Source organism: Streptomyces sp. NPDC005566 (assembly GCF_040605575.1).
Taxonomy (GTDB): Bacteria; Actinomycetota; Actinomycetes; order Streptomycetales; family Streptomycetaceae; genus Streptomyces.
In genome coordinates this window covers 1-24,946 of the sequence record NZ_JBEXDB010000021.1, presented here as the reverse complement: position 1 = coordinate 24,946, position 24,946 = coordinate 1, and the positions used below count along the sequence as shown (strand labels likewise).

Here is a 24,946-nt window from a genome sequence, read left to right as displayed (position 1 = left end):
GCTCAGGCCGTTCGCGTGGCGCGTACCGGGGCCGGGTGGGCCTGTGCCAGACGCAGGCCCAGCTCGACCATCGTCCAGCCCATGCGGTGGCGCAGCCCGGGGCGTACGGGGGAGAACCGGACTGCTTCGCGGCGGAGTTCGGTGGCGCGGTAGGAGTGGAGCAGATGGTGGACGTCGCTGTGCATGACGGTGATCCCCTCAGTCGGTGGGACGCGGGAACATGTGCAGGTGGGTGCGGACGACGGCCGACCCCTCGGTGTCGTCGGGGACGCGGCCCCGGTAGCTGTTGACGAGGTCGAGCATCTTCTCCGCGAGCTCCATCGAGAGTTCGGGGGTGAGGCGCAGCTTGAAGTCGCTGAGCTCGAAGGAGCGACGCCACTCCTCGGGCCATTCGTGCATCGTGCCGAGCCAGGTGTTCAGCTCCTGGGCGTGCGTGGTCGCCACCTCGTGCAGCACGACTCCGATGGCGCCGCGCACCTCGGGGTCCGGGTGCTGCATGAAGTTCTCGCTGCGCTCGAAGACCGTGCCCGTGTGGACGGCCTTCCACCACCGCTCGCGCCCCTTGCCACGCTCGGGGTCGTCCTCGACGAAGCCGTACGAGGCGAGCTGGCGCAGGTGGTAGCTGGTGGCGCCGCTCGATTCGCCGAGCCGGTCGGCGAGACGGGAGGCGGTGGCGGGGCCGAACTCACGCAGTGTGTTCAGCAGCCGGATGCGCAGGGGGTGGGCGAGGCCGCGCAGGGTGCGGGCGTCGACGTGGTGGATCTTCGGGTCGTCGGCGTACGGGACCGGCCGGTTCTCGGGCTCGTTCGGTGGCATGACACGACCATAGAGTTGCAAAGATTGCTTTGCAACCGGTTTTTTGCAACGACTTCTTTGGAAGTCCTGGTGCCCTGCTCAGCCCTCCCGGATGAACCCCTCGTCCACCAGCCAGTCCAGCGCCACCTCGTGCGGGTCCTGCCCGTCCACGTCGACCTTCGAATTGAGCTCCTGCGCGAGCTGCGTCGTCAGCATCTCGGTGACCGGGGCCAGCAGTCCGGCGATCTCCGGGTACTTCTTCAGGGTCGCCGTGTGGATGGCGGGGGCCGCGTTGTAGTTGGGGAAGAACTGCTTGTCGTCCTCCATGACGTCCAGATCCATCGCCTTGATGCGGCCGTCCGTGGTGTACACCTCGCCGAGCAGGCAGGAGTCGGACTTGGACACCTGGGTGTAGATGATTCCGGCGTCCATCTTCTTGATATTCGCGGCCGGCAGGTTCATGCCGTACAGCTTCTGCATGCCGGGCAGGCCGTCGTCGCGGGAGGCGAACTCGTTCTCGACGCAGACCGTGACGGCCTTCGGGTCCTTCTTCGCGAGCGCGGCCACGTCCGACAGGGTCTTCAGGTGGTACTTGGCGTTGTTCTCCTTGCTGATGGCCAGGGCGTACGTGTTGTCGAGCGTGGACGGCGGGAGCCAGGTCACCCCGTTGCCCTTGTCCTCGTCCCGAACGACCTCCCACTGCTTCTTCGGGTCGACGACCGGCTTGGCATGGCCCAGGTAGGTGATCCATGCCGTGCCCGTGTAGTCGTACAGGGCATCGGCCTCGCCCTTGACGACGGCCTCGCGCGCGCTGATCGACCCCGGCAGGTTCGTCCGGTCCAGCACCTCGGCACCGGCCGCCTTGAAGACCAGGCCCATGATCTGCCCGAGGATGATGTTCTCGCTGAAGTTCTTCGAGGTCACGGTCAGTGACGCGCCTCTGAGCGGCTGCCCCTTCCCGACCGACCCCGGTTCCACCTCGTCCACCAGCGGCGAACCGCTCTTCAGCCCGCACCCCGTGAGCAGCAGGGCGAGCGCGGCAGCCGATGCCAGGCCCGTACGTACCCTCACGCTTCCTCCAGTCCGCGCGGTGTGAGCGCCAGTTCGACCAGCGAGGCCAGCCAGTCCACCAGCAGGGCCAGCACCACCGTCAGGACGGACCCCAGGATCAGCACCGGCATCCGCTGCGTCTGGATCCCCGACGTGATCAGGTCGCCGAGTCCGCCGCCGCCCCCGAAGGTGGCCAGGGTCGCCGTGCCCACGTTGAGCACCAGGGCCGTCCGTACGCCCGCCAGGATCAGCGGGACGGCGAGCGGCAGCTCGACCCGGGTCAGCGTCCCCATGGGCGACATCCCGATGCCCCGGGACGCCTCCACGAGCGTCGGCTCGATCCCCTTCAGGCCGGCCACCGTGTTGGAGAGCACCGGCAGTACCGCGTAGATCACCATCCCCACGATCGCCGTGGACGGGCCGATGCCCAGCCAGATCACCAGCAGCGCCAGCAGCCCGATCGCCGGGGTCGCCTGGCCGATGTTGGCGAGGACCGTGACGCCGGGGGCGGCCCTGTTCAGGCCGCGCCGGGTCAGCGCGATGCCGAGGGGGATCGCGATGACCAGCACCCAGAAGGTGGAGATCGCGGTCAGTCTGACGTGCTGCCACCAGCGCACTTCGACGATGTCGCCGGCCAGCGAGTTCTCCGCGATCGAGTCGAGGTCGACGTGGGAGATCCACAGGTATGTCGCCACGAGGACGACCGCGCACACGGCCGGTACCACCACGAGCTTCTGCCAGGTGATCCGGCGTGCCGGACGGGCCGGCGCGGGGGAGGGCTCCGCCTCCTCGTCGCGAAAGGCGTGGCCTCGCACATCGTGCTCCCCGGGCGGCCGTGTCCCGTCGGGGGGTGCCTGATGACTGGGGGTCATAGCCCGCTGCCACCCCCCTCCAGCTCCTCCTCGGTCCGATGGACCCGCAGGTGCTCCAGATCGTGCTGGTGCTCCATCGCGGTGAGCCGGTCGGCCTCCAGGAGCTCCTGCACGGAATTCATCAGCGTGTGCATGTCCACGACGCCGATGAACTCCCCGCGCCGCCCCGTCACGGCGACCCGTCCGCTGCTGTCGGTCAACACGGCCTCCAACGCGTCGTGGAGCGTCGCGTCCCGGGTCACGGTGTCGTGCACCAACTGCCCGGCCCGGGCCAGCGAGCCGCGGGCCCGCATCAGGTCGCCGCGCCGAAGCCACTTGTACGGGCGGTTCCTGCGGTCCAGCATCAGCAGCTCGTTGTGTCCGCCGTCGCGCAGCTTGTCGAAGATCGACTGGAGCGGGTCCTCGACGGTCACCGTCGGGAAGTCGGCGATCCCCACATCCCGTACACGGGTGAGGTTGAGCCTCTTCAGCGCCGCGCCCGCCCCCACGAACCCGGACACGAAGTCATCCGTCGGATTGGTGAGGATGGCCTCCGGGGTGTCGAACTGGGCGATGTGCGAACGCTCCCGCAGCACCGCGATCCGGTCGCCCAGCTTGATCGCCTCGTCGAAGTCGTGCGTGACGAAGACGATCGTCTTGTGCAGCTCGTGCTGGAGCCGGATCAGCTCGTCCTGGAGGTGGTCACGGGTGATGGGGTCGACCGCGCCGAACGGCTCGTCCATCAGCAGCACCGGCGGGTCCGCGGCCAGCGCCCGTGCCACGCCGACCCGCTGCTGCTGGCCGCCGGAGAGCTGGCGCGGATAGCGCCCGTGGAACTCCCGCGGATCGAGACCGACCAGGTCGAGCATCTCCTCGACGCGGTTCTTCACCCCGGACTTCGACCAGCCGGTCATCTTCGGCACGAGGGCGATGTTCTCCGCGACGGTCATGTGCGGGAAGAGCCCGGAGGACTGGATCGCGTAGCCGATCTTGCGCCGCAGCTTCACCCCGTCCATGTCGGTGACGTCCTCGTCGTTGATCCTGATCCGCCCGGACGTCGGCTCGATCAGCCGGTTGATCATCTTCAGCGTGGTGGACTTCCCGCAGCCCGAGGGCCCCACGAGGATCACGGTCTCGCCGGCCTTGATGTCCATGGAGACGTTGTCGACAGCCGGAGCGGGACTGCCGGGATAGGACTTGGTGAGGTTCTCCAGCTGGATGGTGGCACCCGAGGTGGTGGTGCCGGACGCGGGAGTCCCCGTCGGTCCGGTGACGGTTTCAGACACGGATCCCCCTCGGGATGGTGAGCCGTCCGAGCAGGACGTACGCGGCGTCGAAGAGCAGGGCGAGGATGACGATGCCGAGCGTGCCCGAGAGGACCTGGTTGATCGCGTTGGCACTGCCCAGCGAGGCGAGACCGCGGAAGATCTCGTTGCCGAGACCTGGCCCCGAGGCGTACGCGGCGATGGCGGCGATGCCCATCAGCATCTGGGTGGAGACCCGGATCCCGGTGAGGATGGGTGGCCAGGCGAGCGGCAGTTCCACTCGGCACAGCTGCGCCGTACGTGACATCCCGATGCCCTTCGCCGCGTCGACGAGGGCAGGGTCCACACCGCGCAGCCCGACGATGGAGTTGCGGACGACGGGCAGCAGCCCGTACAGGGTCAGGATGATCACGGTCGGCGGGACACCGAGGCCGACCAGGGGGATCAGCAGGCCGATCGCCGCGAGCGACGGGATCGTGAGGATCATGGCCGTGGACGTGACGGCCAACGACCCGCCCCAGCGGCTCCGGTAGCTGACCACACCGATCAGGACGCCGAGCAACGTGGCGATGACCATGCACTGGAAGACGGCGCTGACGTGCTGGAACGCGTCGGTGAGCAGCTGCTGGTGCCGGGTGCTCACGTACTCCCAGAAGTTCACATCACGCTCCTCGGGTCAGTCGGTGTCCTGTGCAGCCTGCTCGACGAGCGGGAGAATACGCAGGGGGACCGGGTTTTCCATGACGATGGCCGTGGACGCCCGGACAATGCCATCCAAACCGACAACCCTGTCGATCACCCGCTGGAGATCGGCGTTGGATCGGGCGACGAGCCGGCACAGCATGTCGCCCTGCCCGGTGGTGGTGTGCAGTTCGAGGACCTCGGGCACGCCACTCAAATGGGCCCGTACGTCGGCACCTTGGCCCTGCCTGATCTCCAGCGTGGCGAACGCGGTGACGGGGTAGCCGAGCGCCGCCGGGTCGACGTCTGGGCCGAAGCTCCGGATGACGCCATTCGACTGAAGACGGTCCAGCCGCGCCTGTACGGTCCCGCGCGCCACTCCCAGCCGCCGTGAGGCCTCCAGTACACCGATACGGGGCTCCCGGGCCAGCAGCACGATGAGCCGGCCGTCCAGATGATCGATCGCCATGATCCGCCTCCTGATGGGCACCCTGTACGGATAGCCCGCCCATCATCGCCATCCCCTGTACAGATTGACCAGCGATTCCGCGAACTGTTGCGCACCTTGCGAAGCGGCGGGAACCTTCGGACATGACTGAGACTCTGCACACCACCCCCGACACCGCCCGGCAGGCCGATCCCTTCCCGGTCAAGGGAATGGACGCGGTGGTCTTCGCCGTGGGCAACGCCAAGCAGGCGGCGCACTACTACTCGACCGCCTTCGGCATGAAGCTCGTCGCCTACTCCGGACCGGAGAACGGCAGCCGCGAGACCGCGAGTTACGTCCTGACCAACGGTTCCGCCCGCTTCGTCCTCACCTCCGTCATCAAGGCGTCCACCGAGTGGGGCACCTTCCTCACCGACCATGTGAACGCCCACGGCGACGGCGTGGTCGACCTCGCGATCGAGGTCCCTGACGCCCGCGCCGCTTACGCGTACGCGGTCGAGCACGGCGCGCAGGGCATCACCGAGCCCTACGAGCTGAAGGACGAGAACGGCACGGTCGTCCTGGCCGCCATCGCCACGTACGGCACGACCCGCCACACGCTGGTCGACCGCTCCGGCTACGACGGCCCGTACCTGCCCGGCTTCACCGCGGCGGCCCCGATCGTCGAACCGGCCGCCAAGCGCACCTTCCAGGCCATCGACCACTGCGTCGGCAACGTCGAGCTCGGCCGGATGAACGAGTGGGTGGCGTTCTACAACAAGGTCATGGGCTTCACCAACATGAAGGAGTTCGTGGGCGACGACATCGCCACCGAGTACTCCGCCCTCATGTCGAAGGTCGTCGCCGACGGCACGCTGAAGGTGAAGTTCCCGATCAACGAGCCGGCGATCGCGAAGAAGAAGTCGCAGATCGACGAGTACCTGGAGTTCTACGGCGGCGCGGGCGTCCAGCACATCGCGCTCGCCACGAACGACATCGTCGCGTCCGTGAAGGCGATGCGGGCGGCCGGCGTGCAGTTCCTGGACACCCCGGACTCGTACTACGACACCCTCGGCGAGTGGGCGGGCGAGACCCGGGTCCCCGTGGAGACGCTGCGCGAGCTGAAGATCCTGGTCGACCGTGACGAGGACGGCTACCTGCTGCAGATCTTCACCAAGCCCGTCCAGGACCGTCCGACGGTCTTCTTCGAGATGATCGAGCGCCATGGCTCGATGGGCTTCGGCAAGGGCAACTTCAAGGCCCTGTTCGAGGCGATCGAGCGCGAGCAGGAGAAGCGCGGCAACCTCTGATCCACCGTGCGTCGGCGGGGCCTTCGAACAGCCGGAGGGCCCCGCCCGCTGCGTGGTGCCGCGTGCGGTCCGCGGGACACGCTCGGGCCGGCGGGGTCCTTGACCGTGCTGAACGGGTGAGGTAGAGGCGCGGCGGGAGTTGTCCCTGCCGCGCGTGGGACGGATGAGGGAGCCGCGACACCGCGGTCTGCGGCCGAGCGCGCCGCAGCTTCCGACGGGAGCTCCACTCGATGAACCGCCTCACCGCGTCCCTCTCCGCCGCCGCAGTGGCGGCCGGCGCATCCCTCGCCATGCTCACCCCCTCCGCCGTGGGCGCGGCGGCGGCGAACGTCGTACAGCAGGTCAGGGCCGCCGACCTGGGACCGGGGAGACCCTGGATCCGGCTGCAGGACGCCCCGAGCAACGTGAACAGGCCGCACGGCATCCAGGAGGTCTCACCCTTCGCCGACCCGGTCCGGTTCAACGGCAGCCTGCACCTCGCGATCGCGGGCGGGCAGCAGGCCCAGGCGGCGCACTACTACACGGCCCAGGTCCCGCTGAGCACCGTCGCGGCAGCCGAGCTGTCCTACGACTCCTTCGTGAGGACCGTGGAGGGGGGCGCCACGGGCACCGCCGCGAACCTCCAGCTCCCGATGGTCTGCGGGGGCGCGTTCACCACCCTCAGCTTCCAGCCGCAGCTCGCCACCGACAGCCAGGGACGCGCCGGCGTGGTGCCGGACACCTGGCAGCACTTCGAGTCCACCGGTGCCTCGCTCTGGCGCACCTCACGGGCGCTGCCGACGGACCCGGCACTGCCCGCCGGATCCGACTCGCCCCTGAGCACCTACGCCGCCGAGTGCGACGCCCCGGGGGACGGGGTCATCGGCCTCATCGCGAACGTGGGCAGGCTCGGTGACGTCGAGGCCTCGCTCGACACCTTCGTGGACAACCTGACCGTGAACGGCACCACGTACGACTTCGCCGTCGAAGGGCTCGCCCAGGGCCTCATGGTGCTGAACCGCGGCAGCCAGGACCGGCCCTGCCACCACGCGAGCCACCCCTGCCCGCGCACGCGGGGCGGCACGGCGAGCGGCTTCGTCTCCTTCACCGACCCGGCGGACGGCCCCGAGTACCGGGCGGTCGGCACCCGCTTCACCTTCTCGAACGGACGGGCACTCGTCCCGGGAGACCTCACCGTGACGGCGAACGGCCGGCCCCTCGCCCTCCTCGCAGGTCCGGGCCGGACGCTCACCGGGGTCGTGTCGCCCGCACCGAGCGTCGGCCTGAGCCCGAACGGCACCTACCGCACCGCACTGATCGTCACCCACCGCGACCACCCGCGGCGTGACGGCGATGACGGCGGTACGGGCGGGCGCGACGGGCTGAAGGTCAGGGCCGAACTCCTGGCCACGGGCTACGAGCCCCTCAGGCCGACCGGTGTGAGCACCAGCACCACGGTGCGGTGACACCCTCGCGCCACTGATCGCGACAACGGGGCGCGGAGCCGGTGAGGAACCGGCCCCCCGCCCCGTTTGCGACCCCGGACGGGCCGTGCGGAGCCTCCTAGGGACGCGGGGAGGACACCGCCGTCCCGGGGGAGGCGGAGGGTGCGGCCTGCGCCTGCGCCTGTTGCCGTGCGGGAGCCGGTTCGGGCTTCGGGGAATCGGGTTCCGGCGCTTCGCCCCTCGACGCCTCGCCCTTCGGGGCCTCGGACTTGGGGGATTCGGGCTTCGCCGGTTCGGACTCGGAGGATTCGGGCTTCACCGGTTCCGGCTCGGGGACCGGTTCGGGGTCCGGCTGCATGTCCGCCGGGCCGCCCGGAGCCGGTTCACCCAGGGAGTCCAGGGCGGCCTGCGCCAGGGGAGCGGCCAGCGGGGAGAACACCGGGTTCGTACGGACGGACTCCTCCAGATGATTGCGGGCCGGGCCGTTCTGGGAGAGGGCGCTCTCGATCACACCCAGGTGGTACGTGTACGAGGCGTTCCGGACGCCCGTCCCCACCGCCCGCTCCGCGTACTGCAGCGCCTCCTCCGACCGGCCCGCCCGGTGCAGTGCCCAGCCGAGTGCGTCCGCCGCCGCCGAGCTGCGGTGCAGGGCCGACCACTCGGCGCGCATCAGGTCCACCGCCGCCGCCGGGTCGCCGTGATCGGCCTCGAAGCGGGCCTCGGTCAGGGACTCGTTCACTCCGGCCGACTTCGCCTGCGCGAGCAGCTTGCGGAGCTCCGTGTACTGGGTGCGGGCGTCGCCGTCCAGGTTCAGGGACTCGTACAGCTCGCCCAGTTCGAGTACGTACTCGGGGCGGGGCAGCTTCGCGCTCACCGTCTGGTAGTCGGCCAGCGCCTCGTCCGTGCGGTCCAGGGCCACCAGGGCGCGGGCCCGGCCCGCGCGGGAGGCAAGGTGGTTGCCGTCGGTGCGCAGGGCCGCCTCGTACTGTGCGGCGGCCTCCGCGGGCTCGCCGCGCTCCCAGGCCAGGTCGCCGAGGCGGTGCAGGGCCTCCGCCTTCTCCGCGGGGGTGGTGGCACGGTCCGCCGCCTCCTGGGCGGTGGCCAGGGCGTCCTCGCGCCAGCCCTGGCCGCGGTACATGTCGGCGGTCCTGGCGAGTGCGGGAACGCCCTTGCGCAGCGATCCGAACTTCTCCGTGGCCCTGCCCGCGGCCGTGTACTCGCCGAGGCCGTTGTAGGCGTCGATCAGGACGGGGTAGGCCGTCCAGTTCTTCGGCTGCCGGGCCCGTACCGTCTCGCCCCACTTCTTCGCGGCGAGGTAGTCGTGCCGTGCGTTGGCGAGCGCCCCCAGCCCCACCCAGGCTTCCGCGTTGCCGCGTTCACCGGGCTGCGCGGCCAGCGAGCGCTGCAGGGCCTGCTCGGCCCGCGTGTAGTACGCCGCGTCCGCGGAACGCCGGCCCCATTCCACGTACGCCGTACCGAGCACCGCCCAGGACGGCGCGTCGGAGGGATGCGTCTCCACCCACTCCTGCCGGTCCCCGATCAGTGCCGTGAGGTCGGAGAGGGACGCCGGGGAGCCGGCCGCCGCCGCAGCCTCCGCCCGCGCGACGGGTCCGGGCAGGGGCCCCGCTTCCTGGTCGCCGTCCGGTACGGCGACCACCGCGCCGGCCACGAGCACGGCGCCCGCCACCGCACCGAACGCCGCCCTGCGCAGTGTCGTGCGCATCGGCGTGGGAGGCGGTGGCACGGCCGTCGCGCCCTCCGGCGGCAGGGTGGAGGGGGGTGGCTCCGGATTCTGCTGCGGCATGGCATCCATGCGCCTCACTCTGCGTCAGTGCGAAGATCACATCGCGCTGCGCGATCGCTGGCGCAGACGGGTTCACACCATTGGCCCCGGGTGACACGCTTGGATCATGGACGATCTTCTCGAACAGCTGCGCGCGGGCTTGCCGGCCGATGCCCTGATCACCGACCCGGATGTCACCGCCACGTACGCCCACGACATGGCGAGCTTCTGCGACGCGGGCGCTCCGGCCGTCGTCGTGCTCCCCCGCACGGTCGAGGAGGTTCAGCACGTCATGCGGACCGCCACGGCGCTGCGCGTCCCCGTGGTGCCGCAGGGCGCCAGGACGGGTCTGTCGGGTGCGGCCAACGCCTCCGACGGCTGCATCGTGCTCTCCCTCGTCAAGATGGACCGGATCCTGGAGATCAACCCGGTCGACCGGATCGCGGTCGTCGAACCGGGTGTGATCAACGCCGTGCTGTCCCGCGCCGTCAACGAGCACGGGCTGTACTACCCGCCGGACCCCTCCAGCTGGGAGATGTGCACCATCGGCGGCAACATCGGCACCGCGTCCGGCGGACTGTGCTGCGTGAAGTACGGCGTCACCGCCGAGTACGTACTCGGTCTCGAGGTCGTCCTCGCCGACGGGCGCCTCCTGAACACCGGCCGCCGCACCGCCAAGGGGGTCGCCGGATACGACCTGACCCGTCTCTTCGTCGGCTCCGAGGGCAGTCTCGGCATCGTTGTCAAAGCCGTCCTCGCACTGAGGCCCCAGCCCCCGCAACAGCTCGTGCTGGCCGCCGAGTTCCCTTCCGCGGCGGCCGCCTGCGACGCGGTCTGCCGGATCATGGAACGCGGCCACACCCCTTCACTCCTCGAACTGATGGACCGTACGACCGTCCGTGCCGTCAACGCGATGGCTTCCATGGGACTCCCCGAATCCACCGAGGCGCTGCTGCTCTGCGCCTTCGACACCCCCGACCCGGCGGCCGACCTGACCGCGGTCGGCGAACTGTGTACCGAGGCCGGCGCCACCGAGGTCGTGCCCGCCGAGGACGCCGCCGAGTCCGAACTCCTGCTGCACGCGCGTCGGCTGTCGCTCCCGGCCATGGAGACCATCAAGTCCGCCACGATGATCGACGACGTGTGCGTGCCGCGCTCCAGGCTCGGCGCGATGATCGAGGGAACCGCCGCCATCGCCGGCAAGTTCGGCCTCACCATCGGCGTCGTCGCCCACGCGGGGGACGGCAACACCCATCCCGTCGTCTGCTTCGACCACACCGACGCCGACGAGTCCCGCAGGGCCCGTGAATCCTTCGACGAGATCATGGCGCTGGGCCTGGAACTGGGCGGCACCATCACCGGCGAGCACGGGGTCGGCGTGCTCAAGAAGGAATGGCTCGCCCGCGAACTGGGTGAGGTGGGAGTCGAGTTGCAGCGCGGCATCAAGGCGGCCTTCGATCCGCTGGGCCTGCTCAACCCGGGCAAGTTGTTCTGACCCGTCCTGCTCGTCCGCCTCTGCCGGTCCGCCTCCGCCCGTCCCACTCCTGCCCGCCGTACTCCTGCCCTGCCCCACTTCTGTCCCGCCGCACTCAGGCGTCGCCGTCCTGGGACTCGTCGGAGGGCCACGGGTCGCTCAGCCACAGGTCGTCGGCAGGCAGGGGGGTGAGCAGCTCGGCGAGCGCGCCGTCCAGGCCGAGCAGCGCGCTCTCCGACCCCGGGGGCACCACCCGCAGGGTCCGCTCGACCCAGGCGGTGACGGCGGCCGACGGCACCTCCAGAAGGGCGTTGCCGTCGGGCGAGGTGAGCGCGACGCAGATGACGCTGTGCTCGTCGACCTTGGTCGGCCAGATCCGTACGTCCCCGTGCCCGCACGGCCTGAACACCCCTTCCACGAGCAGCTCGCGGGCGAACGTCCAGTGCACCGGCGACTCGGATCCGATGTGGAAGGTGATGTGCACGGCGTACGGGTCGTCGGTGAGGTAGGACAGCCGGGCGGGTACGGGGACCGAGCGCTCCGGCGAGAGGACCAGCTTCAGTTCCAGTTCCCGTTCCACGATGTTCTGCATGAGGGTGCACGACCTTCCGATGCTCGTAGGGCCGGTCCCTCGACCGGTCCGCACAAGGAGAGAGCGCCCTCCCGGCCATCCATGACGCGACTTCCCAGAAAAACTTCCGCGGACCCGGAAAGTGGTCCAAACGGCAGGACCGGCCCGGGGGTGCACGGCGGTCTGATAGATGTGGACCCTTGTATGGAGGCCGGCCGGCGATCGGACGGTGCCACGCCACCCTCCGATCGCCGGCCGGTCTGAGGCCTCGAAGAGATACGGGACCACGGTGATGAGCGCCCCAACCCCGGCACCCGGTGACGAAAGCCCCCGCGAGGGCTACTACCCCGACCCGTCCATTCCCGGATATGTCCGGTACTGGAACGGTGCGACGTGGGTTCCCGGCACGAGCCGGCCCGCACCCAGGCAGGGGGAGGCGACCCCTGCGGCGCCCTTCCCGGCGGAGGATGCCGCCCCGCAGCCGACGGCGCGGCGGACCGCCCCGGTGGACGAGACCGGGCCGATGTTCTTCGACGAGGACGGGCTCGGCGCGGGCGGTGAGGCGGGTGCCACCGGCGGCCGCCCGGAACCCGCGACGGCCTGGCAGGCCGACACGTCGCGGCAGACCGGCTTCGGCGGTGACCGCGACCGCCGTGTCTCCTGGGGCGGACCGGATCCCCGTACGCCCGGCGACGGCGCACCGTCGTCCCCCGCCGCTCCGGCTGACCGTTCCGACCGCGCGTCCGAGGATCCGCGCCGGTCCGGGGCGCCGGACCCGACGCGCGGCGCGCTTCCCGGCATGCGGGACGGCAGCGGTGACGTGGCCGACGGCGCCGTCGCCGACCGGCCCGGCGGCAGCGGCGACGCGGATCTTCCGCCGACCGACGGTACGGTCACGATCCGTGCCGTGGGACGGGACGGCGGCGGCCGTCCGCCGCGTCCGCGCGAGGAGGGACCGGCGCCCGCCGACGGCACGATGTCGATCCGCGCCGTGCAGCCCGGTGCCGGGTCCCCGCCGCAGGCCTCGAACCCGCCCCAGGCGCAGGCCCGGTCCCAGCCGCAGGCGCCCCAGGTGAACACGCCCCTGACTCCCGGTCCCGGCGGCGGGTCCGCGTCCTGGGCGCAGCAGGCGCATCAGCTGGCCCAGCCCGAGCAGACGGCCCGCCCGCAGCAGCAACAGCCGCCGCGGCAGCACCAGCCGCAGCGCCCGATGCCCGCACAGCAGCAGGGCGCCCGGCCCGAACAGCAGCCGCCCGTCGTGCCCTGGAAGCCTCCGGTCGACGACCCCTTCCAGCAGCTCGCCCGGGCCCAGGCGTCCGCCCGGCCCGCGGGGCTCGGCAAGCGGCTGACCGCCCGGATCCTGGACACGATCCTGCTCGGCGCGGTCGTCGGCGCGATCGGATTCCCGCTGGTCACCCAGGCGATGGACCACATCGACGAGAAGATCGAGGCGGCGAAGCAGTCCGGCGAGACGGTCACCGTCTGGCTGCTGGACGCCACCACGGCCGGGCTGTTCGGTGCCGTACTCGGCGTGTTCCTGGTGTTCGGCTTCGTACTGGAGGCGCTGCCCACCGCCAAGTGGGGCAGCACGCCGGGCAAGAAGATCTGCGGGCTCGAGGTGCGGGACATCGAGTCGCACGGGCCGCCCACGATCGGGGCGGCGCTGCGCCGCTGGCTGGTGTACGGGGTGCTGGGCCTTCTCGTCATCGGCGTGGTCAACGTGCTGTGGTGCCTGTTCGACCGCCCGTGGCGTCAGTGCTGGCACGACAAGGCGGCGCGTACGTTCGTCGCCGGCTGAGGGCGGGTCAGCCGGCGGGGGACGGGCCCCGCTTACGCCGTGTGCCGCCTCCCGTCCCCCGAAAGCACCTGAGCCGTTGCGGGGCTGTGCGGGGCGGGGTGCACTGCCCCCATGAGCAACGAACCGCCGCCGCCACCGGGACAGCCGCCCGAGGACGATCCCTTCTCCAAGAGGCCGCCGCACGGCTCCGAGCCGCAGTCCGGCGGCTCGCCCTACGGCAGCGGGCCGCCACCGCCACCTCCGCCGCACGACCGGGATCCGTTCGGAGGCAGCGGGCAGTACGGCGGCCAGGATCCGCTGGCCGGGATGCCGCCGCTCGCCGAGCCGGGCAGGCGGATCCTGGCGCGGCTGATCGACTTCCTCATCATCTCGATCCCGCTGTACCTGATCTCGCTGCCGTTCGGCGGCGCGGTCGATGTCACCTCGGACGGTGGCGACGACGATTTCGGTGATGCCATCGGCAACACCTACAGCGGGCATCAGTTGCTCTGGTCGCTGATCGGCCTGGTGGCCTACGTCGCGTACGACACGTATCTGACGCACAAGGACGGGCGGACGCTCGGCAAGCGGCTGCTGAAGATGCGCGTGGCGATGCTCAACGACGGCTCGGTGCCCGACACCAGCTCCGCGCTGATGCGGGCCGTCGTCCTGTGGGTCCCGGCGCTGCTGTGCTGCCCCTGCCTGTGGTGGCTGATCAACATCGTGCTGATGTTCACGGACAAGCCGTACCGGCAGGCGCTGCAGGACAAGGCGTCCAAGACGGTCGTGGTCGCCATCCCGTGAGGGCGGGGCCGTTCAGCGGTGCAGTGAATGCTCCCCGATGCGCTCCGTGTGCGCGGCGGCGATCTCGATGTCCTCGATCGTGCGGTGGGTACGGGCGGCGGCGGGCGCCGGTGCCGTCCGGACCTTCGGGCGCTTGGGCAGGGGTACGGTCACGGCCACCAGCAGACCGAGCCCCAGGGCCGCGGCGCAGATGACGGCCACACCGATGCCCGAGTCCGTGCGGGACAGCAGCAGCATGGCGAGGGTCGCGAAGACGACGGTGACCGAACCGTAGGAGAACTGTGCGGCAGTCGGACGCGGCATGGCGGTATCCGTCCTCGGGGCATCGGCTGGGGGAGTCTCTCAACACGGTCGCACTGTCAATCGACTCTACGACGGTGGATGCCCGGGAGGAACACGTAGTAAGCGTGACCTAACCCACGGTACCGGTGCACGGGGGGCGCACTGAATCACGCTGTCGCCGATCGGGCGGCGCGACGCGCCGGTTGTACGGGGCGACGGCAAAGCGCCGAACGTCCGGATAGCGGAATTCGGCTCCTGCATAGTGCAGTTGGCCTGTGCAAGTCAAGATCTGTCTTTTCTCTCATACTTCCGATCGAATGTCGTCACTTGTGACGCGTTGACGCGCGCGGCTTTGCTCAACCCCCATGCCGCGGACGCGAAACGCCGGGGAGGACTGCATCAAGTGATCACTCAGAGACGAGCGCTACGCGCCACCGCGGTAGCTGTGGCGCTGGCCGCCACCGCCGCGACGGCGTCGGTTTTCGCCACCGCCCAGGCGGATGACAAGGCATCGGGATCCGGCGCCTCCATCGTTGACCGACGGGATCCCGCACCGGTCAAGGCGAGCGAGCACGACCTGGAAGGCCCCTTCAGCAAGGAGCAGGACGCCCAGCGTCAGGCCGCGCTGGAGCAGGTGCTGGCCGGTGACAAGAAGGTCTCGACCCGCGGCGGCTCCAAGGTCGTCAAGCTCGGCAGCAACAAGTACGTCGAGCTCGGCCGCGAGAAGACCGACAAGATATTCACCGTCCTCGTGGAGTTCGGCGACAAGGTCGACGACACCACGATGTTCGACCCGGACGGCGAGGGCCCCAAGCCGCCCGTCAAGAAGTACGGCGGCACGCCCGGCCCGCAGCACAACCAGATAGCCGAGCCGGACCCGGCGAAGGACAACAGCACCGCCTGGCAGGCCGACTACGACCAGGCGCACTTCCAGGACCTCTACTTCGGTGAGGGCAAGGGCAAGGAATCGCTGAAGACGTACTACGAGAAGACGTCCTCCGGGCGCTACTCGGTCGACGGCGAGGTCTCGGACTGGGTCAAGGTCCCGTACAACGAGGCCCGTTACGGTTCCAACTACTGCGGTTCCTCCAACTGCGCCAACGTGTGGGACACGGTCCGCGACGGCGTCAACGCCTGGGTCGCCGACCAGAAGGCCAAGGGCCGCACGCTGGAGCAGATCAAGGCGGACCTCGCCCAGTACGACCTGTGGGACCGCTACGACTTCGACGGCGACGGCAACTTCAACGAGGCCGACGGCTACATCGACCACTTCCAGCTGGTCCACGCCGGTGAGGACGAGTCGGCGGGCGGCGGCGCACAGGGCACCGACGCTCTCTGGGCGCACCGCTGGTACGCGTACGGCACCAACGCCGGCGCGACCGGCCCGGCCGGCAACAAGGCCGGTGGCGCCGAGATCGGCGACACGGGCATCTGGGTCGGCGACTACACCGCGCAGCCCGAGAACGGCGGCCTGGGTGTCTTCGCCCACGAGTACGCCCACGACCTCGGTCTGCCGGACCTGTACGACACCTCCGGTGGCGGCGAGAACTCGGTCGGCTTCTGGTCCCTGATGTCGGCGGGCTCCTGGCTCGGCACCGGCACGGGCGAGATCGGCAACCTGCCGGGCGACATGACCGCCTGGGACAAGCTGCAGCTGGGCTGGCTCGACTACGCCACGGCCAAGGCCGCGACGAACTCCGTCCACAAGCTGGGTGTCTCGGAGTACAACACCAAGAACAAGCAGGCGCTCGTCGTCGAGCTGCCCGAGAAGGCCGTCACCACGACTGTCACGAAGCCCGCCGAGGGCTCGAAGCAGTGGTGGAGCGACATGGGTGACGACCTGTCGAACACCCTGACCCGCTCGGTCGACCTGACCGGCAAGACGTCCGCCTCGCTGGACCTGTCCGGCTGGTACGACATCGAGGCCGACTACGACTACCTCTACACCGAGGTGTCCGAGAACGGCGGCTCCAGCTGGACCGCGCTCGACGGCAAGGCCGACGGCGTGGCCATCCCGCGCGACGCCAGCGACAAGCCGGCCCTGACCGACGTCTCGGGCGCGTACAAGAAGCTCACGTACTCGCTGGACGCCTACGCGGGCAAGAAGTTCGACCTCCGCTTCCGTTACCAGACGGACGGCGGCGCGGGCGGCAAGGGCTTCGCGGCCGACGCCATCACGGTCAACGCCGACGGTGCCGCGCTCTTCACGGACAACGCCGAGGGCGACGACAACGGCTGGACCGCCAAGGGCTTTTCGCGGATCGGTGAGTCGTTCACCAACGACTACCCGCAGTACTACATCGCCGAGAACCGCCAGTACGTGTCGTACGACAAGACCCTCGAGGTCGGGCCGTACAACTTCGGCTTCTCCGCCACCCGCCCCGACTGGGTCGAGCACTACTCGTACCAGAACGGTCTGATGGTGTGGCTCTGGGACACCTCCCAGAAGGACAACAACACCTCCGCCCACCACGGACAGGGCCTGATCCTGCCGGTGGACTCGCACGCCAAGCCGCTGAAGTGGGCCAACGGCTCGCTCCTGCGCAACAAGATCCAGCCCTTCGACGCACCGTTCAGCTGGTACCCGAACAAGGGCTTCACGCTGCACAACGCGGACGTGGCGCTCAAGATCAAGCCCTCGCTGGGCGTCCCGGTCTTCGACGACCGCAAGGGCACCTACTGGTACGCGGAGAACCCGACGGGAAGTGTCAAGGTTTCTGACACCAACACCCGGATCTCGATCATCAGCGAGCCGATCAGCGGCTCCACGATGACCGTGAAGGTCGGACCCTCGACCAAGTAGTCAGCAACACCGCAGGTCAGAACATGATCGGCCGTCGCCCTCTAGCGGGCGGCGGCCGATCGTGTTTAGGTGCGTCTTGTTCGATCCTTATTGACGCGATGTCTCACGGGGGAGCGCAAAGCATGGCAGGCGGAGGTTTCTGCAGGTTGCCCAACGGCACGGTGGTGGTGGCGGTCGCCCTCAACCGGCCGGCGGACGGAACGGGGCCCGGAGGCCCGGTGCGCGTACTGGTGCACGCGGCCACCCGGGCGCGTGCCCTGACCAGGCTGCGGAACCTGGGACTGCGCGCCGTCTACCTCCGCGGCAACTCCCAGCCGCCGACCGAGGACGAGGTCACGGCGGTGCTGCACCACCCGGACGGGCTGCTCTGGCGGACCGCGCCGCAGACCGGCCAGGAGCTCTGGCACCCCATCCGGGCCCTGCTGGGACCCACCGGATACGCGGGACCGGTCCGCCCGGCCGCCTGAAGGCCCCGGGAGCGGTCAGACGACCGGCTTGCCGGACAGTTCCACGCCCGCGGTGCGGAGCTCCTCCAGGGCCCGCTCAGTGGTCCCCTCGGCGACACCGGCCGTCAGGTCCAGCAGCACGTGCGTGGTGAAGCCCTCACGGACGGCGTCCAGCGCGGTGGCGCGCACACAGTGGTCCGTGGCGATGCCGACGACGTCGACAGCGGTCACGGAGCGGTCCCGCAGCCACTGGGCGAGCCCGACGCCGTTCTCGTCGAGGCCCTCGAACCCGCTGTACGCCGCGGCGTACGCCCCCTTGTCGAAGACGGTGTCGATCGCGCCGGAGGCGACGGCGGGAGCGAAGTTCGGGTGGAAGCCCACACCCTCCGTACCGGCGACGCAGTGCACCGGCCAGGAGTGCTCGAAATCGGGCTGCGCGGAGAAGTGGTCACCCGGGTCGACGTGGTGGTCGCGGGTGGCCACCACGTGCTGGTACCCGGGCTGGGCGGCACCGATCAGGTCGGTGATGGCGGCGGCGACATCGGCGCCGCCCGCCACCGCGAGGCTGCCGCCCTCGCAGAAGTCGTTCTGAACGTCAACGACGATCAAGGCGCGATGCATGACGGGTGTCCTTCGGTGGGGGTTCGACGGGGATCCGGCGGGGATGCGGCGGGCGAAACGGGACAGTGGGGACGCCGACGAGCCTAGAGACTCCACGGAGCGTGCGGGAGGGGTCGCACCCGGCGGGTCTGCGCCCCGTACCCCGCACGGCCGGAACGAAGCCGCCACCGGGCCCCCGTCCGCCTCGCCTCACACGTACTCCGTGGGGATCACCGGCTCCCCCCGGGACAGCTGGATCGCCGACATCGGCAGCCCCTTGCGCGCCGCGACGTGCCGCTCACGCGCGGCCTCCAGCGGCTCGCGGGCGACCACCTCGCCGCCCCTGACCAGCTCCACCAGCAGCTGCCGGTCCGCCAGCTCCGCCGGAACGGGCCCCGTGCCGATCACCTCGGCCTCGGCCGCCCCGTACTCGTCCAGCCGGCGCGCCGCCCACTTGCGGCCGCCCCTCGACGACTTCGCGCCCAGCGACTTCTTCACGACGGGCAGCAGCGGGTCGGAAGGATCGGCGGAGCCGGCACGGGCCACCAGCTTGTAGACCATCGAGCACGTCGGGTGCCCGCTCCCGGTGACCAGCTGCGTGCCGACCCCGTACGCGTCGACGGGCGCGGCGGCCAGCGAGGCGATCGCGTACTCGTCGAGGTCCGACGTCACCACGATCTTCGTCTGCGTGGCGCCCAGCTCGTCCAGCTGCTGCCGTACCCGGTGGGCGACCAGCAGCAGGTCCCCCGAGTCGATCCGCACGGCCCCGAGCTCCGGCCCCGCGATCTCCACCGCGGTACGCACCGCTTCGGTCACGTCGTACGTGTCGACCAGCAGTGACGTCCCACGGCCGAGCGAGTCCACCTGCGCCCGGAACGCGTCCCGCTCGCTGTCGTGCAGCAGTGTGAAGGCGTGCGCGCTCGTCCCGACGGTCGGGATGTTGTACCGGAAGCCGGCCGCCAGGTCCGAGGTGGTGTGGAAGCCGCCGATGTACGCGGCACGGGCCGCCGCCACCGCGGACAGCTCATGGGTGCGCCGGGCGCCCATCTCGATGAGCCGGCGGCCACCGGCCGCGGCCGACATCCGGGAAGCGGCCGCGGCGATCGCCGAGTCGTGGTTGAGGATCGAGAGGATCACGGTCTCCAGCAGCACGCACTCGGCGAAGGAGCCCTCGACCCGCAGGAGCGGCGAGCCCGGGAAGTACACCTCGCCCTCCGGGTAGCCCCAGATGTCACCGCTGAACCGGTAGTCGGCCAGCCAGTCGATCGTGGGGGCGTCGACGATGTTCTGGTCGCGCAGGAAGCCGAGCATCTCGTCGTCGAAGTGGAAGTTCTCCACGGCGTCCAGCACCCGGCCGGTGCCCGCGACGACGCCGTAGCGCCGCCCCTCGGGCAGCCGCCGGGTGAAGGCCTCGAAGACGGAGCGCCGGTCGGCGGTGCCCGCCTTCAGTGCGGCCTGCACCATCGTGAGCTCGTACTGGTCGGTGAAGAGTGCGGTCGACGGCACACCGACCCGTCGCCCAAGGTCCGCTGAGTTCATGGCAGGGATGCTACCCCCTATTCGTCAAAGTGACGAGATCTAGCGCTGCCGGGGCGGCGAAGGGGCTCCGTTTGTGCGCGGGGCCCCTCCTGGTGGCAGCATGGGGTAGGTGAGCGTTGCTGCCCCCGTAGAGATCGAACGTCCCGAATCGGCCGAGGAGACCTTCGCCGTCCCCGAGCCCGATGTCCCCTGGGTGACGCTGGTGCACAACGACCCGGTCAACCTCATGAGCTATGTGACGTATGTCTTCCAGGCCTACTTCGGCTACTCGAAGGACAAGGCGCACAAGTTGATGCTGGACGTCCATCAGAAGGGCCGCGCGGTCGTCTCCAGCGGAAGCCGCGAGGAGATGGAACGCGACGTCCAGGCCATGCACGGCTACGGGCTCTGGGCCACGCTGACCCAGGACCGCAACTGACCTGACCGCTGTCCCTCCGCCCGACCCATCCATCGGAGAATCCATGGCCGGCCATTTCGAGGCCACCCCCGGCGGCGGCGCGGCCGTCGCTCTCGACGAGGTCGAGATCGCGATCCTGCGCTCCCTCGCCGTCCAGCTCCTGGAACTGGTCGGCCCCGGCGACGAACCCGCCGACGGCGAGGACCCGCTCGCCTCCCTCTTCGCCGAGGGTCCGAGCGAACCGCCCACCGACCCGGCTCTCGCCAGGCTCTTTCCCGAGGCGTACGGGAACGAGGACAAGGAACTGCGCGAGGCGTCCGCGGAGTTCCGCCGCTTCACCGAGAACGACCTGCGCACCCGCAAGCGCGACGACGCCCTCCTGGTCGTGCGGACGCTCGACGCGCTCACGCCGGCCGAGGACGGCGGCGCGGTGCTCACCCTCACCGCCGACGAGTGCCGCAGCTGGCTGGGCTCCCTCAACGACCTGAGGCTGACGATCGGTACCCGTCTCGAGGTGTCCGACGAGGACGAGGGGCAGGACGGCTCGCTCTACCGGCTTCCCGACAGCGATCCGCGCAAGCCGATGGTGATGGCCTATCTCTGGCTGGGCGCCCTCCAGGAAACGCTCGTCGAAACACTGATGCCCCACTGACGTGTCACGTGCCGGAGTCGTGTCCGGCTGCGTTCCGGCCGGTCGCGTGCGCGCCGTCCTGTTCGGACGGCCGCCTTCCGGCAGCCGTGTTCCGGCCGTGCTCCGTTCGCTCAACGGATGCTCAAATCCGAATAACGATCCCGTCACCTGAATAGCCTTCTTTGCAGCGGCTGGAAACCCTTGTCCGCTTTTTCCTGTGGTGTGCGCCACATAATGTCCGATGGCCCGCCCGGGCGCCCGTGATAGATCTTCACGACCGCCCGGGGACGCCACCCCTGTCCCCGGGGGCGCTACAAGCCGGCCGAACGCCGGCGGCACTCCATCCATATCCGGGGGGATCAGGACCTGATCCGACGCCTACGAGGGCGCGGATCGGCGTGGAGAAAGGCGCAACACCATGACATCGGCGCAGGTCGACGACAAGGGACAGCCCGGCCGCCAGGCCGTGGACACGGGTACGACGGGTGAGGGCTACCAGCGTGGCCTGGGAGCCCGGCAGATCCAGATGATCGCCATCGGCGGCGCCATCGGCACGGGGCTCTTCCTCGGTGCCGGCAAGGCCATCGACCGGGCAGGGCCCAGTCTGATCCTGGCGTACGCCATCGCGGGTCTGGTCATCTTCTTCATCATGCGGGCCCTGGGCGAACTCCTCATGTACCGCCCGGTATCCGGCTCCTTCTCGGAGTACGCACGTGAATTCCTCGGCCCGTTCTTCGGATTCGTGACCGGCTGGACGTACTGGCTCTTCTGGGTCGTCACCGGAATCACCGAAGTCACCGCAGCGGCCACCTATATGACGTACTGGTGGGATATCCCGCAATGGCTGTCCGCGCTGGTGTTCACCGTCATCCTGTACGGCGCGAACCTGATCTCGGTGAAGCTCTTCGGTGAGCTCGAGTTCTGGTTCTCGATGGTCAAGGTCACCGCGATCGTCGGCATGATCCTCATCTGCGCCGGAGTCCTCACGATCGGCTTCTCCGACGCCGGTGACACCGCGACCGTGGCCAACCTGTGGAACGACGGCGGCTTCTTCCCCGAAGGCATCGGCGGCACGCTGATGACCCTCCAGATCGTCATGTTCGCCTTCCTCGCGGTCGAGCTGGTCGGTGTCACCGCCGGCGAGTCCAAGGACCCCAAGACCGTTCTCCCCAAGGCCATCAACACCGTGCCGTGGCGCATCGCCGTCTTCTACGTCGGCGCGCTGATCATGATCCTGTCCGTGGTGCCGTGGAGCACGTTCAAGCCGGGCGTCTCCCCGTTCGTCGCCGCGTTCGAGCAGATGGGCCTCGGCGTCGGCGCCGCGATCGTCAACTTCGTCGTCCTCACCGCCGCGCTCTCCTCCTGCAACTCCGGCATGTACTCCACCGGACGCATGCTGCGGGACCTCGCACTCAACGGGCAGGGACCGAAGTCCTTCACCAAGCTGACGAAGAACGGCCTCCCGCTCGTCGGGACCACCTTCTCGGCCGGGCTGATGCTCGTCGGCGTGTGGATCAACTACCAGTGGCCCGGCGAGGCGTTCAACTACGTCGTCTCCTTCGCGACCATCTCCGGCATGTGGGCCTGGATCATGATCCTCGTCTGCCAGCTCCGCTACCGCGCCAAGGCCGACCGCGGTGAACTGCCCCAGTCCACGTTCAAGGCTCCCGGCGCCCCGTTCAGCAGCTGGTTCGCACTCGCCTTCATCGGCCTGGTGATCGTGATGATGGCCGTCGACAAGGACGCCCGGATCTCGCTGTACTGCGCACCGCTGTGGGGCCTCATCCTGGGCGTCTCGTATCTGGTGCTCAAGTCCCGCAACCCCGAGAACACCTCCTTCGCCAAGCGCTGACCTGCGCGAAGGCGCCCTCAGGACATCGGCTGCCCCAACGGCCCGTCCAGCATCCGGGCCCCTGCGTACCGCTCCTCGGTACGCAGGGGCCCGTCTGCTTATCCTGGCGCCATGCTGACCCTTACCCAGGCGCTCTACGACCAGATCGTCGCGCACTCCCGCGCCGACCACCCCGACGAGGCGTGCGGCGTGGTCGCGGGACCGGCCGGAACGGGCCGCGCGGAACGCTTCATCCCCATGCTCAACGCCGCACGCTCGCCCACGTTCTACGAGTTCGACTCGACGGACCTGCTGAAGCTCTACCGCGAGATGGACGACCGGGACGAGGAACCGGTGATCATCTACCACTCGCACACGGCGACCGAGGCCTACCCCTCCCGTACCGACGTCACGTACGCCAACGAACCGGGCGCCCACTACGTCCTGGTCTCCACCGCGGACACCGACGAGTCGGGCCCCTTCCAGTTCCGCTCGTACCGCATCGTGGAAGGCGAGATCACGGAGGAGGACGTCGAGGTCGTCGAGGCGTACGCCCCGGCCTCCTGAGCCCTGCTGGGGCGGCGCCAGGAGCGCCGCCCCAGGCTGTTGTCCACATGGCGAACGCTGACCATCCACGATGTGGGATCACACTCCGGATTCCCGGTCGGGAATCGATACGATGACCGCATGGTTCCCCATGACGTGAGCGACAAGACGCCGGGCATGCTGCTCGTCGCGCGGCTGCACGTCGACCTGTGCAGGCTGTCCAGCGCGATCTGTCCCGCTGCAGCCTGCCCGTGAGCCGCCCGACCGCCTGAGCCGCGGCCCCGAGCGCCACCACAGACGCACCACCCCCAGCGCGGGGGCACAGACGCGCGCCCCACGCCACTCCCCGCTTCCGACAGGAGCCCACGCCATGGCCATCGAGGTCCGCATCCCGACCATCCTCCGCACCTACACCGACGGCGCCAAGGCCGTCGAAGGCAGCGGGGAGACCCTCGCCGACCTCTTCGCCGACCTGGAGAGCCGCCACAACGGCATCCGTGAGCGCATCGTCGACGGCGGCCAGCTCCGCCGCTTCGTGAACGTCTACCTCAACGACGAGGACGTCCGTTTCCTCGACGGCATCTCCACCAAGCTCACCGACGGCGACAACGTCACCATCCTCCCGGCCGTCGCCGGCGGCATGCGCTGATGAGGTACGACTCCCCGCTGGCGGCCGTGGGCAACACGCCCCTGGTCCGCCTCCCGCGGCTGTCCCCGTCCGAGGACGTCCGCATCTGGGCCAAGCTGGAGGACCGGAACCCGACCGGCTCGATCAAGGACCGCCCCGCGCTCCACATGGTCGAGCAGGCGGAGAAGGACGGCCGCCTGACGCCCGGCTGCACCATCCTGGAGCCGACCAGCGGCAACACCGGCATCTCGCTCGCCATGGCGGCCAAGCTCAAGGGCTACCGCATCGTCTGCGTCATGCCGGAGAACACCTCGCAGGAACGGCGGGACCTCCTCGCCATGTGGGGTGCCGAAATCATCTCCTCCCCGGCGGCCGGCGGCTCCAACACAGCCGTCCGCGTCGCCAAGCGACTCGCGGCCGAACACCCCGACTGGGTGATGCTCTACCAGTACGGCAACCCGGACAACGCAGGCGCCCACTACGCCACCACCGGCCCGGAGATCCTCACCGACCTCCCGTCCATCACGCACTTCGTGGCAGGCCTCGGCACCACCGGCACGCTCATGGGAGTCGGCCGCTACCTGCGGGAACACAAGCCGGACGTCAAGATCGTCGCCGCCGAGCCGCGCTACGACGACCTCGTGTACGGACTGCGCAACCTCGACGAAGGCTTCGTCCCCGAGCTCTACGACGCGTCCGTCCTCACCACCCGCTTCTCCGTCGGCTCCGCCGACGCCGTCACCCGCACCCGCGAACTCCTCCAGCAGGAGGGCATCTTCGCGGGCGTCTCCACCGGCGCCGCCCTCCACGCGGCCATCGGCGTCGGCAACAAGGCCGTCAAGGCGGGCGAGCAGGCCGACATCGCGTTCGTCGTCGCGGACGGCGGCTGGAAGTACCTGTCGACGGGCGTCTACACCGCCCCCACGACGGAAGCCGCCATCGAAACCCTCCACGGCCAGCTCTGGGCGTAACCGACCGGGCAGTGCATGGGCGCCGGATACGGGCTGGAACCCCCAGCCCGTATCCGGCGC

26 protein-coding genes are annotated in these 24,946 nt (G+C 69.8%); 14 read left to right on the top strand and 12 right to left on the bottom strand.

The window, feature by feature from the left end; translation table 11 throughout:
* Positions 1–2 precede the first annotated feature (2 nt).
* The 7 genes from ABZS61_RS28800 to ABZS61_RS28770 all read right to left on the bottom strand — a co-directional run bounded on the left by ABZS61_RS28800 (position 3) and on the right by ABZS61_RS28770 (position 5,111).
* Positions 3–185, bottom strand: a complete 183-nt coding sequence (locus tag ABZS61_RS28800) for a hypothetical protein (protein ID WP_356427419.1) — start codon at positions 183–185, stop codon at positions 3–5.
* 13 nt (positions 186–198) lie between these two features.
* Entirely contained in the window at positions 199–816 is a 618-nt protein-coding gene (locus ABZS61_RS28795) for a winged helix-turn-helix domain-containing protein (RefSeq protein WP_356427416.1), read from the bottom strand.
* A gap of 78 nt (positions 817–894) precedes the next feature.
* A complete protein-coding gene (locus tag ABZS61_RS28790) occupies positions 895–1,866 on the bottom strand; it encodes a glycine betaine ABC transporter substrate-binding protein (RefSeq protein ID WP_356427413.1) in 972 nt (323 codons plus the stop codon).
* Entirely contained in the window at positions 1,863–2,717 is an 855-nt protein-coding gene (locus ABZS61_RS28785) for an ABC transporter permease (RefSeq protein WP_356427411.1), read from the bottom strand. The genes ABZS61_RS28790 and ABZS61_RS28785 overlap by 4 nt, the downstream gene beginning before the upstream one ends.
* The gene (locus tag ABZS61_RS28780) at positions 2,714–3,982 is read right to left on the bottom strand and encodes a betaine/proline/choline family ABC transporter ATP-binding protein (RefSeq protein ID WP_356427408.1); all 1,269 of its coding nucleotides are present in this window, start codon (positions 3,980–3,982) and stop codon (positions 2,714–2,716) included. The genes ABZS61_RS28785 and ABZS61_RS28780 overlap by 4 nt, the downstream gene beginning before the upstream one ends.
* Positions 3,975–4,622, bottom strand: a complete 648-nt coding sequence (locus ABZS61_RS28775) for an ABC transporter permease (protein WP_351175533.1) — start codon at positions 4,620–4,622, stop codon at positions 3,975–3,977. The genes ABZS61_RS28780 and ABZS61_RS28775 overlap by 8 nt, the downstream gene beginning before the upstream one ends.
* 15 nt (positions 4,623–4,637) lie before the next feature.
* Positions 4,638–5,111: an Lrp/AsnC family transcriptional regulator gene (locus ABZS61_RS28770; RefSeq protein WP_351175531.1), complete on the bottom strand. Its 474-nt coding sequence runs from the start codon at positions 5,109–5,111 to the stop codon at positions 4,638–4,640.
* A gap of 122 nt (positions 5,112–5,233) precedes the next feature.
* Between ABZS61_RS28770 and hppD the strand changes: the two genes are divergently transcribed.
* Positions 5,234–6,379, top strand: a complete 1,146-nt coding sequence (gene hppD / locus ABZS61_RS28765) for a 4-hydroxyphenylpyruvate dioxygenase (RefSeq protein ID WP_356427402.1) — start codon at positions 5,234–5,236, stop codon at positions 6,377–6,379.
* A 230-nt stretch (positions 6,380–6,609) separates the two neighbouring features.
* Complete coding sequence (locus tag ABZS61_RS28760) at positions 6,610–7,824, top strand: hypothetical protein (RefSeq protein WP_356427399.1); 1,215 nt, start codon at positions 6,610–6,612, stop codon at positions 7,822–7,824.
* 97 nt (positions 7,825–7,921) lie between these two features.
* Here the strand turns inward: ABZS61_RS28760 and ABZS61_RS28755 are convergent, their stop codons facing one another.
* Complete coding sequence (locus tag ABZS61_RS28755) at positions 7,922–9,616, bottom strand: tetratricopeptide repeat protein (RefSeq protein WP_356427396.1); 1,695 nt, start codon at positions 9,614–9,616, stop codon at positions 7,922–7,924.
* A gap of 97 nt (positions 9,617–9,713) precedes the next feature.
* Between ABZS61_RS28755 and ABZS61_RS28750 the strand changes: the two genes are divergently transcribed.
* Complete coding sequence (locus tag ABZS61_RS28750; RefSeq protein ID WP_356427393.1) at positions 9,714–11,081, top strand: FAD-linked oxidase C-terminal domain-containing protein; 1,368 nt, start codon at positions 9,714–9,716, stop codon at positions 11,079–11,081.
* 94 nt (positions 11,082–11,175) lie between these two features.
* Here ABZS61_RS28750 and ABZS61_RS28745 read toward each other — a convergent pair whose 3' ends face one another.
* A complete protein-coding gene (locus tag ABZS61_RS28745; RefSeq protein WP_356427389.1) occupies positions 11,176–11,652 on the bottom strand; it encodes an SsgA family sporulation/cell division regulator in 477 nt (158 codons plus the stop codon).
* Positions 11,653–11,923: 271 nt separating this feature from the next.
* Between ABZS61_RS28745 and ABZS61_RS28740 the strand changes: the two genes are divergently transcribed.
* Both ABZS61_RS28740 and ABZS61_RS28735 read left to right on the top strand, forming a co-directional pair.
* Entirely contained in the window at positions 11,924–13,429 is a 1,506-nt protein-coding gene (locus ABZS61_RS28740) for an RDD family protein (RefSeq protein ID WP_356427386.1), read from the top strand.
* A 111-nt stretch (positions 13,430–13,540) separates the two neighbouring features.
* The gene (locus ABZS61_RS28735) at positions 13,541–14,212 is read left to right on the top strand and encodes an RDD family protein (protein WP_356427383.1); all 672 of its coding nucleotides are present in this window, start codon (positions 13,541–13,543) and stop codon (positions 14,210–14,212) included.
* A 12-nt stretch (positions 14,213–14,224) separates the two neighbouring features.
* Here ABZS61_RS28735 and ABZS61_RS28730 read toward each other — a convergent pair whose 3' ends face one another.
* A complete protein-coding gene (locus tag ABZS61_RS28730; protein WP_356427380.1) occupies positions 14,225–14,515 on the bottom strand; it encodes a hypothetical protein in 291 nt (96 codons plus the stop codon).
* Positions 14,516–14,897: 382 nt separating this feature from the next.
* Between ABZS61_RS28730 and ABZS61_RS28725 the strand changes: the two genes are divergently transcribed.
* Together ABZS61_RS28725 and ABZS61_RS28720 are read left to right on the top strand one after the other, a co-directional pair.
* Complete coding sequence (locus tag ABZS61_RS28725; RefSeq protein WP_356427377.1) at positions 14,898–17,297, top strand: immune inhibitor A domain-containing protein; 2,400 nt, start codon at positions 14,898–14,900, stop codon at positions 17,295–17,297.
* Between the two features lie 122 nt (positions 17,298–17,419).
* Entirely contained in the window at positions 17,420–17,764 is a 345-nt protein-coding gene (locus tag ABZS61_RS28720) for a hypothetical protein (protein WP_356427374.1), read from the top strand.
* 15 nt (positions 17,765–17,779) lie between these two features.
* On the opposite strand, the gene ABZS61_RS28715 is transcribed toward ABZS61_RS28720, so the two are convergent.
* Positions 17,780–18,364, bottom strand: coding sequence for an isochorismatase family protein (locus tag ABZS61_RS28715; RefSeq protein WP_356427371.1), 585 nt, complete (start codon positions 18,362–18,364; stop codon positions 17,780–17,782).
* Positions 18,365–18,553: 189 nt separating this feature from the next.
* Entirely contained in the window at positions 18,554–19,882 is a 1,329-nt protein-coding gene (locus tag ABZS61_RS28710; RefSeq protein WP_356427368.1) for a nicotinate phosphoribosyltransferase, read from the bottom strand.
* Between the two features lie 109 nt (positions 19,883–19,991).
* On the opposite strand from ABZS61_RS28710, the gene clpS reads away from it, so the two are divergent.
* The 7 genes from clpS (at position 19,992) to ABZS61_RS28675 (ending at position 24,886) form a co-directional block, all read left to right on the top strand.
* The gene (gene clpS / locus ABZS61_RS28705; protein WP_031100168.1) at positions 19,992–20,300 is read left to right on the top strand and encodes an ATP-dependent Clp protease adapter ClpS; all 309 of its coding nucleotides are present in this window, start codon (positions 19,992–19,994) and stop codon (positions 20,298–20,300) included.
* A 43-nt stretch (positions 20,301–20,343) separates the two neighbouring features.
* Positions 20,344–20,931, top strand: a complete 588-nt coding sequence (locus ABZS61_RS28700) for a DUF2017 domain-containing protein (RefSeq protein ID WP_356427365.1) — start codon at positions 20,344–20,346, stop codon at positions 20,929–20,931.
* 397 nt (positions 20,932–21,328) lie between these two features.
* Positions 21,329–22,762, top strand: coding sequence for an amino acid permease (locus ABZS61_RS28695; protein ID WP_356427362.1), 1,434 nt, complete (start codon positions 21,329–21,331; stop codon positions 22,760–22,762).
* Between the two features lie 111 nt (positions 22,763–22,873).
* A complete protein-coding gene (locus ABZS61_RS28690) occupies positions 22,874–23,308 on the top strand; it encodes a M67 family metallopeptidase (RefSeq protein WP_356427359.1) in 435 nt (144 codons plus the stop codon).
* A 120-nt stretch (positions 23,309–23,428) separates the two neighbouring features.
* Positions 23,429–23,542, top strand: coding sequence for a putative leader peptide (locus ABZS61_RS28685; RefSeq protein WP_329210556.1), 114 nt, complete (start codon positions 23,429–23,431; stop codon positions 23,540–23,542).
* Between the two features lie 115 nt (positions 23,543–23,657).
* Complete coding sequence (locus ABZS61_RS28680; RefSeq protein WP_356427355.1) at positions 23,658–23,936, top strand: MoaD/ThiS family protein; 279 nt, start codon at positions 23,658–23,660, stop codon at positions 23,934–23,936.
* Complete coding sequence (locus tag ABZS61_RS28675) at positions 23,936–24,886, top strand: cysteine synthase (protein WP_356427352.1); 951 nt, start codon at positions 23,936–23,938, stop codon at positions 24,884–24,886. The genes ABZS61_RS28680 and ABZS61_RS28675 overlap by 1 nt, the downstream gene beginning before the upstream one ends.
* Positions 24,887–24,946: the final 60 nt, after the last annotated feature.

Excerpts from the sequence above, each read along its gene's own strand:
- ABZS61_RS28785 (WP_356427411.1), bottom strand. The coding sequence starts at position 2,717 with ATGACCCCCAGTCATCAGGCACCCCCCGACGGGACACGGCCGCCCGGG.
- ABZS61_RS28795 (WP_356427416.1), bottom strand. The coding sequence starts at position 816 with ATGCCACCGAACGAGCCCGAGAACCGGCCGGTCCCGTACGCCGACGAC.
- ABZS61_RS28715 (WP_356427371.1), bottom strand. The coding sequence starts at position 18,364 with ATGCATCGCGCCTTGATCGTCGTTGACGTTCAGAACGACTTCTGCGAG.
- ABZS61_RS28690 (WP_356427359.1), top strand. The coding sequence starts at position 22,874 with ATGCTGACCCTTACCCAGGCGCTCTACGACCAGATCGTCGCGCACTCC.
- ABZS61_RS28700 (WP_356427365.1), top strand. The coding sequence starts at position 20,344 with ATGGCCGGCCATTTCGAGGCCACCCCCGGCGGCGGCGCGGCCGTCGCT.
- ABZS61_RS28740 (WP_356427386.1), top strand. The coding sequence starts at position 11,924 with ATGAGCGCCCCAACCCCGGCACCCGGTGACGAAAGCCCCCGCGAGGGC.
- ABZS61_RS28770 (WP_351175531.1), bottom strand. The coding sequence starts at position 5,111 with ATGGCGATCGATCATCTGGACGGCCGGCTCATCGTGCTGCTGGCCCGG.
- ABZS61_RS28750 (WP_356427393.1), top strand. The coding sequence starts at position 9,714 with ATGGACGATCTTCTCGAACAGCTGCGCGCGGGCTTGCCGGCCGATGCC.
- ABZS61_RS28710 (WP_356427368.1), bottom strand. The coding sequence starts at position 19,882 with ATGAACTCAGCGGACCTTGGGCGACGGGTCGGTGTGCCGTCGACCGCA.
- ABZS61_RS28685 (WP_329210556.1), top strand. The coding sequence starts at position 23,429 with ATGGTTCCCCATGACGTGAGCGACAAGACGCCGGGCATGCTGCTCGTC.
- ABZS61_RS28760 (WP_356427399.1), top strand. The coding sequence starts at position 6,610 with ATGAACCGCCTCACCGCGTCCCTCTCCGCCGCCGCAGTGGCGGCCGGC.
- ABZS61_RS28755 (WP_356427396.1), bottom strand. The coding sequence starts at position 9,616 with ATGGATGCCATGCCGCAGCAGAATCCGGAGCCACCCCCCTCCACCCTG.
- hppD (WP_356427402.1), top strand. The coding sequence starts at position 5,234 with ATGACTGAGACTCTGCACACCACCCCCGACACCGCCCGGCAGGCCGAT.
- ABZS61_RS28735 (WP_356427383.1), top strand. The coding sequence starts at position 13,541 with ATGAGCAACGAACCGCCGCCGCCACCGGGACAGCCGCCCGAGGACGAT.
- ABZS61_RS28730 (WP_356427380.1), bottom strand. The coding sequence starts at position 14,515 with ATGCCGCGTCCGACTGCCGCACAGTTCTCCTACGGTTCGGTCACCGTC.
- ABZS61_RS28675 (WP_356427352.1), top strand. The coding sequence starts at position 23,936 with ATGAGGTACGACTCCCCGCTGGCGGCCGTGGGCAACACGCCCCTGGTC.
- ABZS61_RS28695 (WP_356427362.1), top strand. The coding sequence starts at position 21,329 with ATGACATCGGCGCAGGTCGACGACAAGGGACAGCCCGGCCGCCAGGCC.
- ABZS61_RS28720 (WP_356427374.1), top strand. The coding sequence starts at position 17,420 with ATGGCAGGCGGAGGTTTCTGCAGGTTGCCCAACGGCACGGTGGTGGTG.
- ABZS61_RS28680 (WP_356427355.1), top strand. The coding sequence starts at position 23,658 with ATGGCCATCGAGGTCCGCATCCCGACCATCCTCCGCACCTACACCGAC.
- ABZS61_RS28745 (WP_356427389.1), bottom strand. The coding sequence starts at position 11,652 with ATGCAGAACATCGTGGAACGGGAACTGGAACTGAAGCTGGTCCTCTCG.
- ABZS61_RS28800 (WP_356427419.1), bottom strand. The coding sequence starts at position 185 with ATGCACAGCGACGTCCACCATCTGCTCCACTCCTACCGCGCCACCGAA.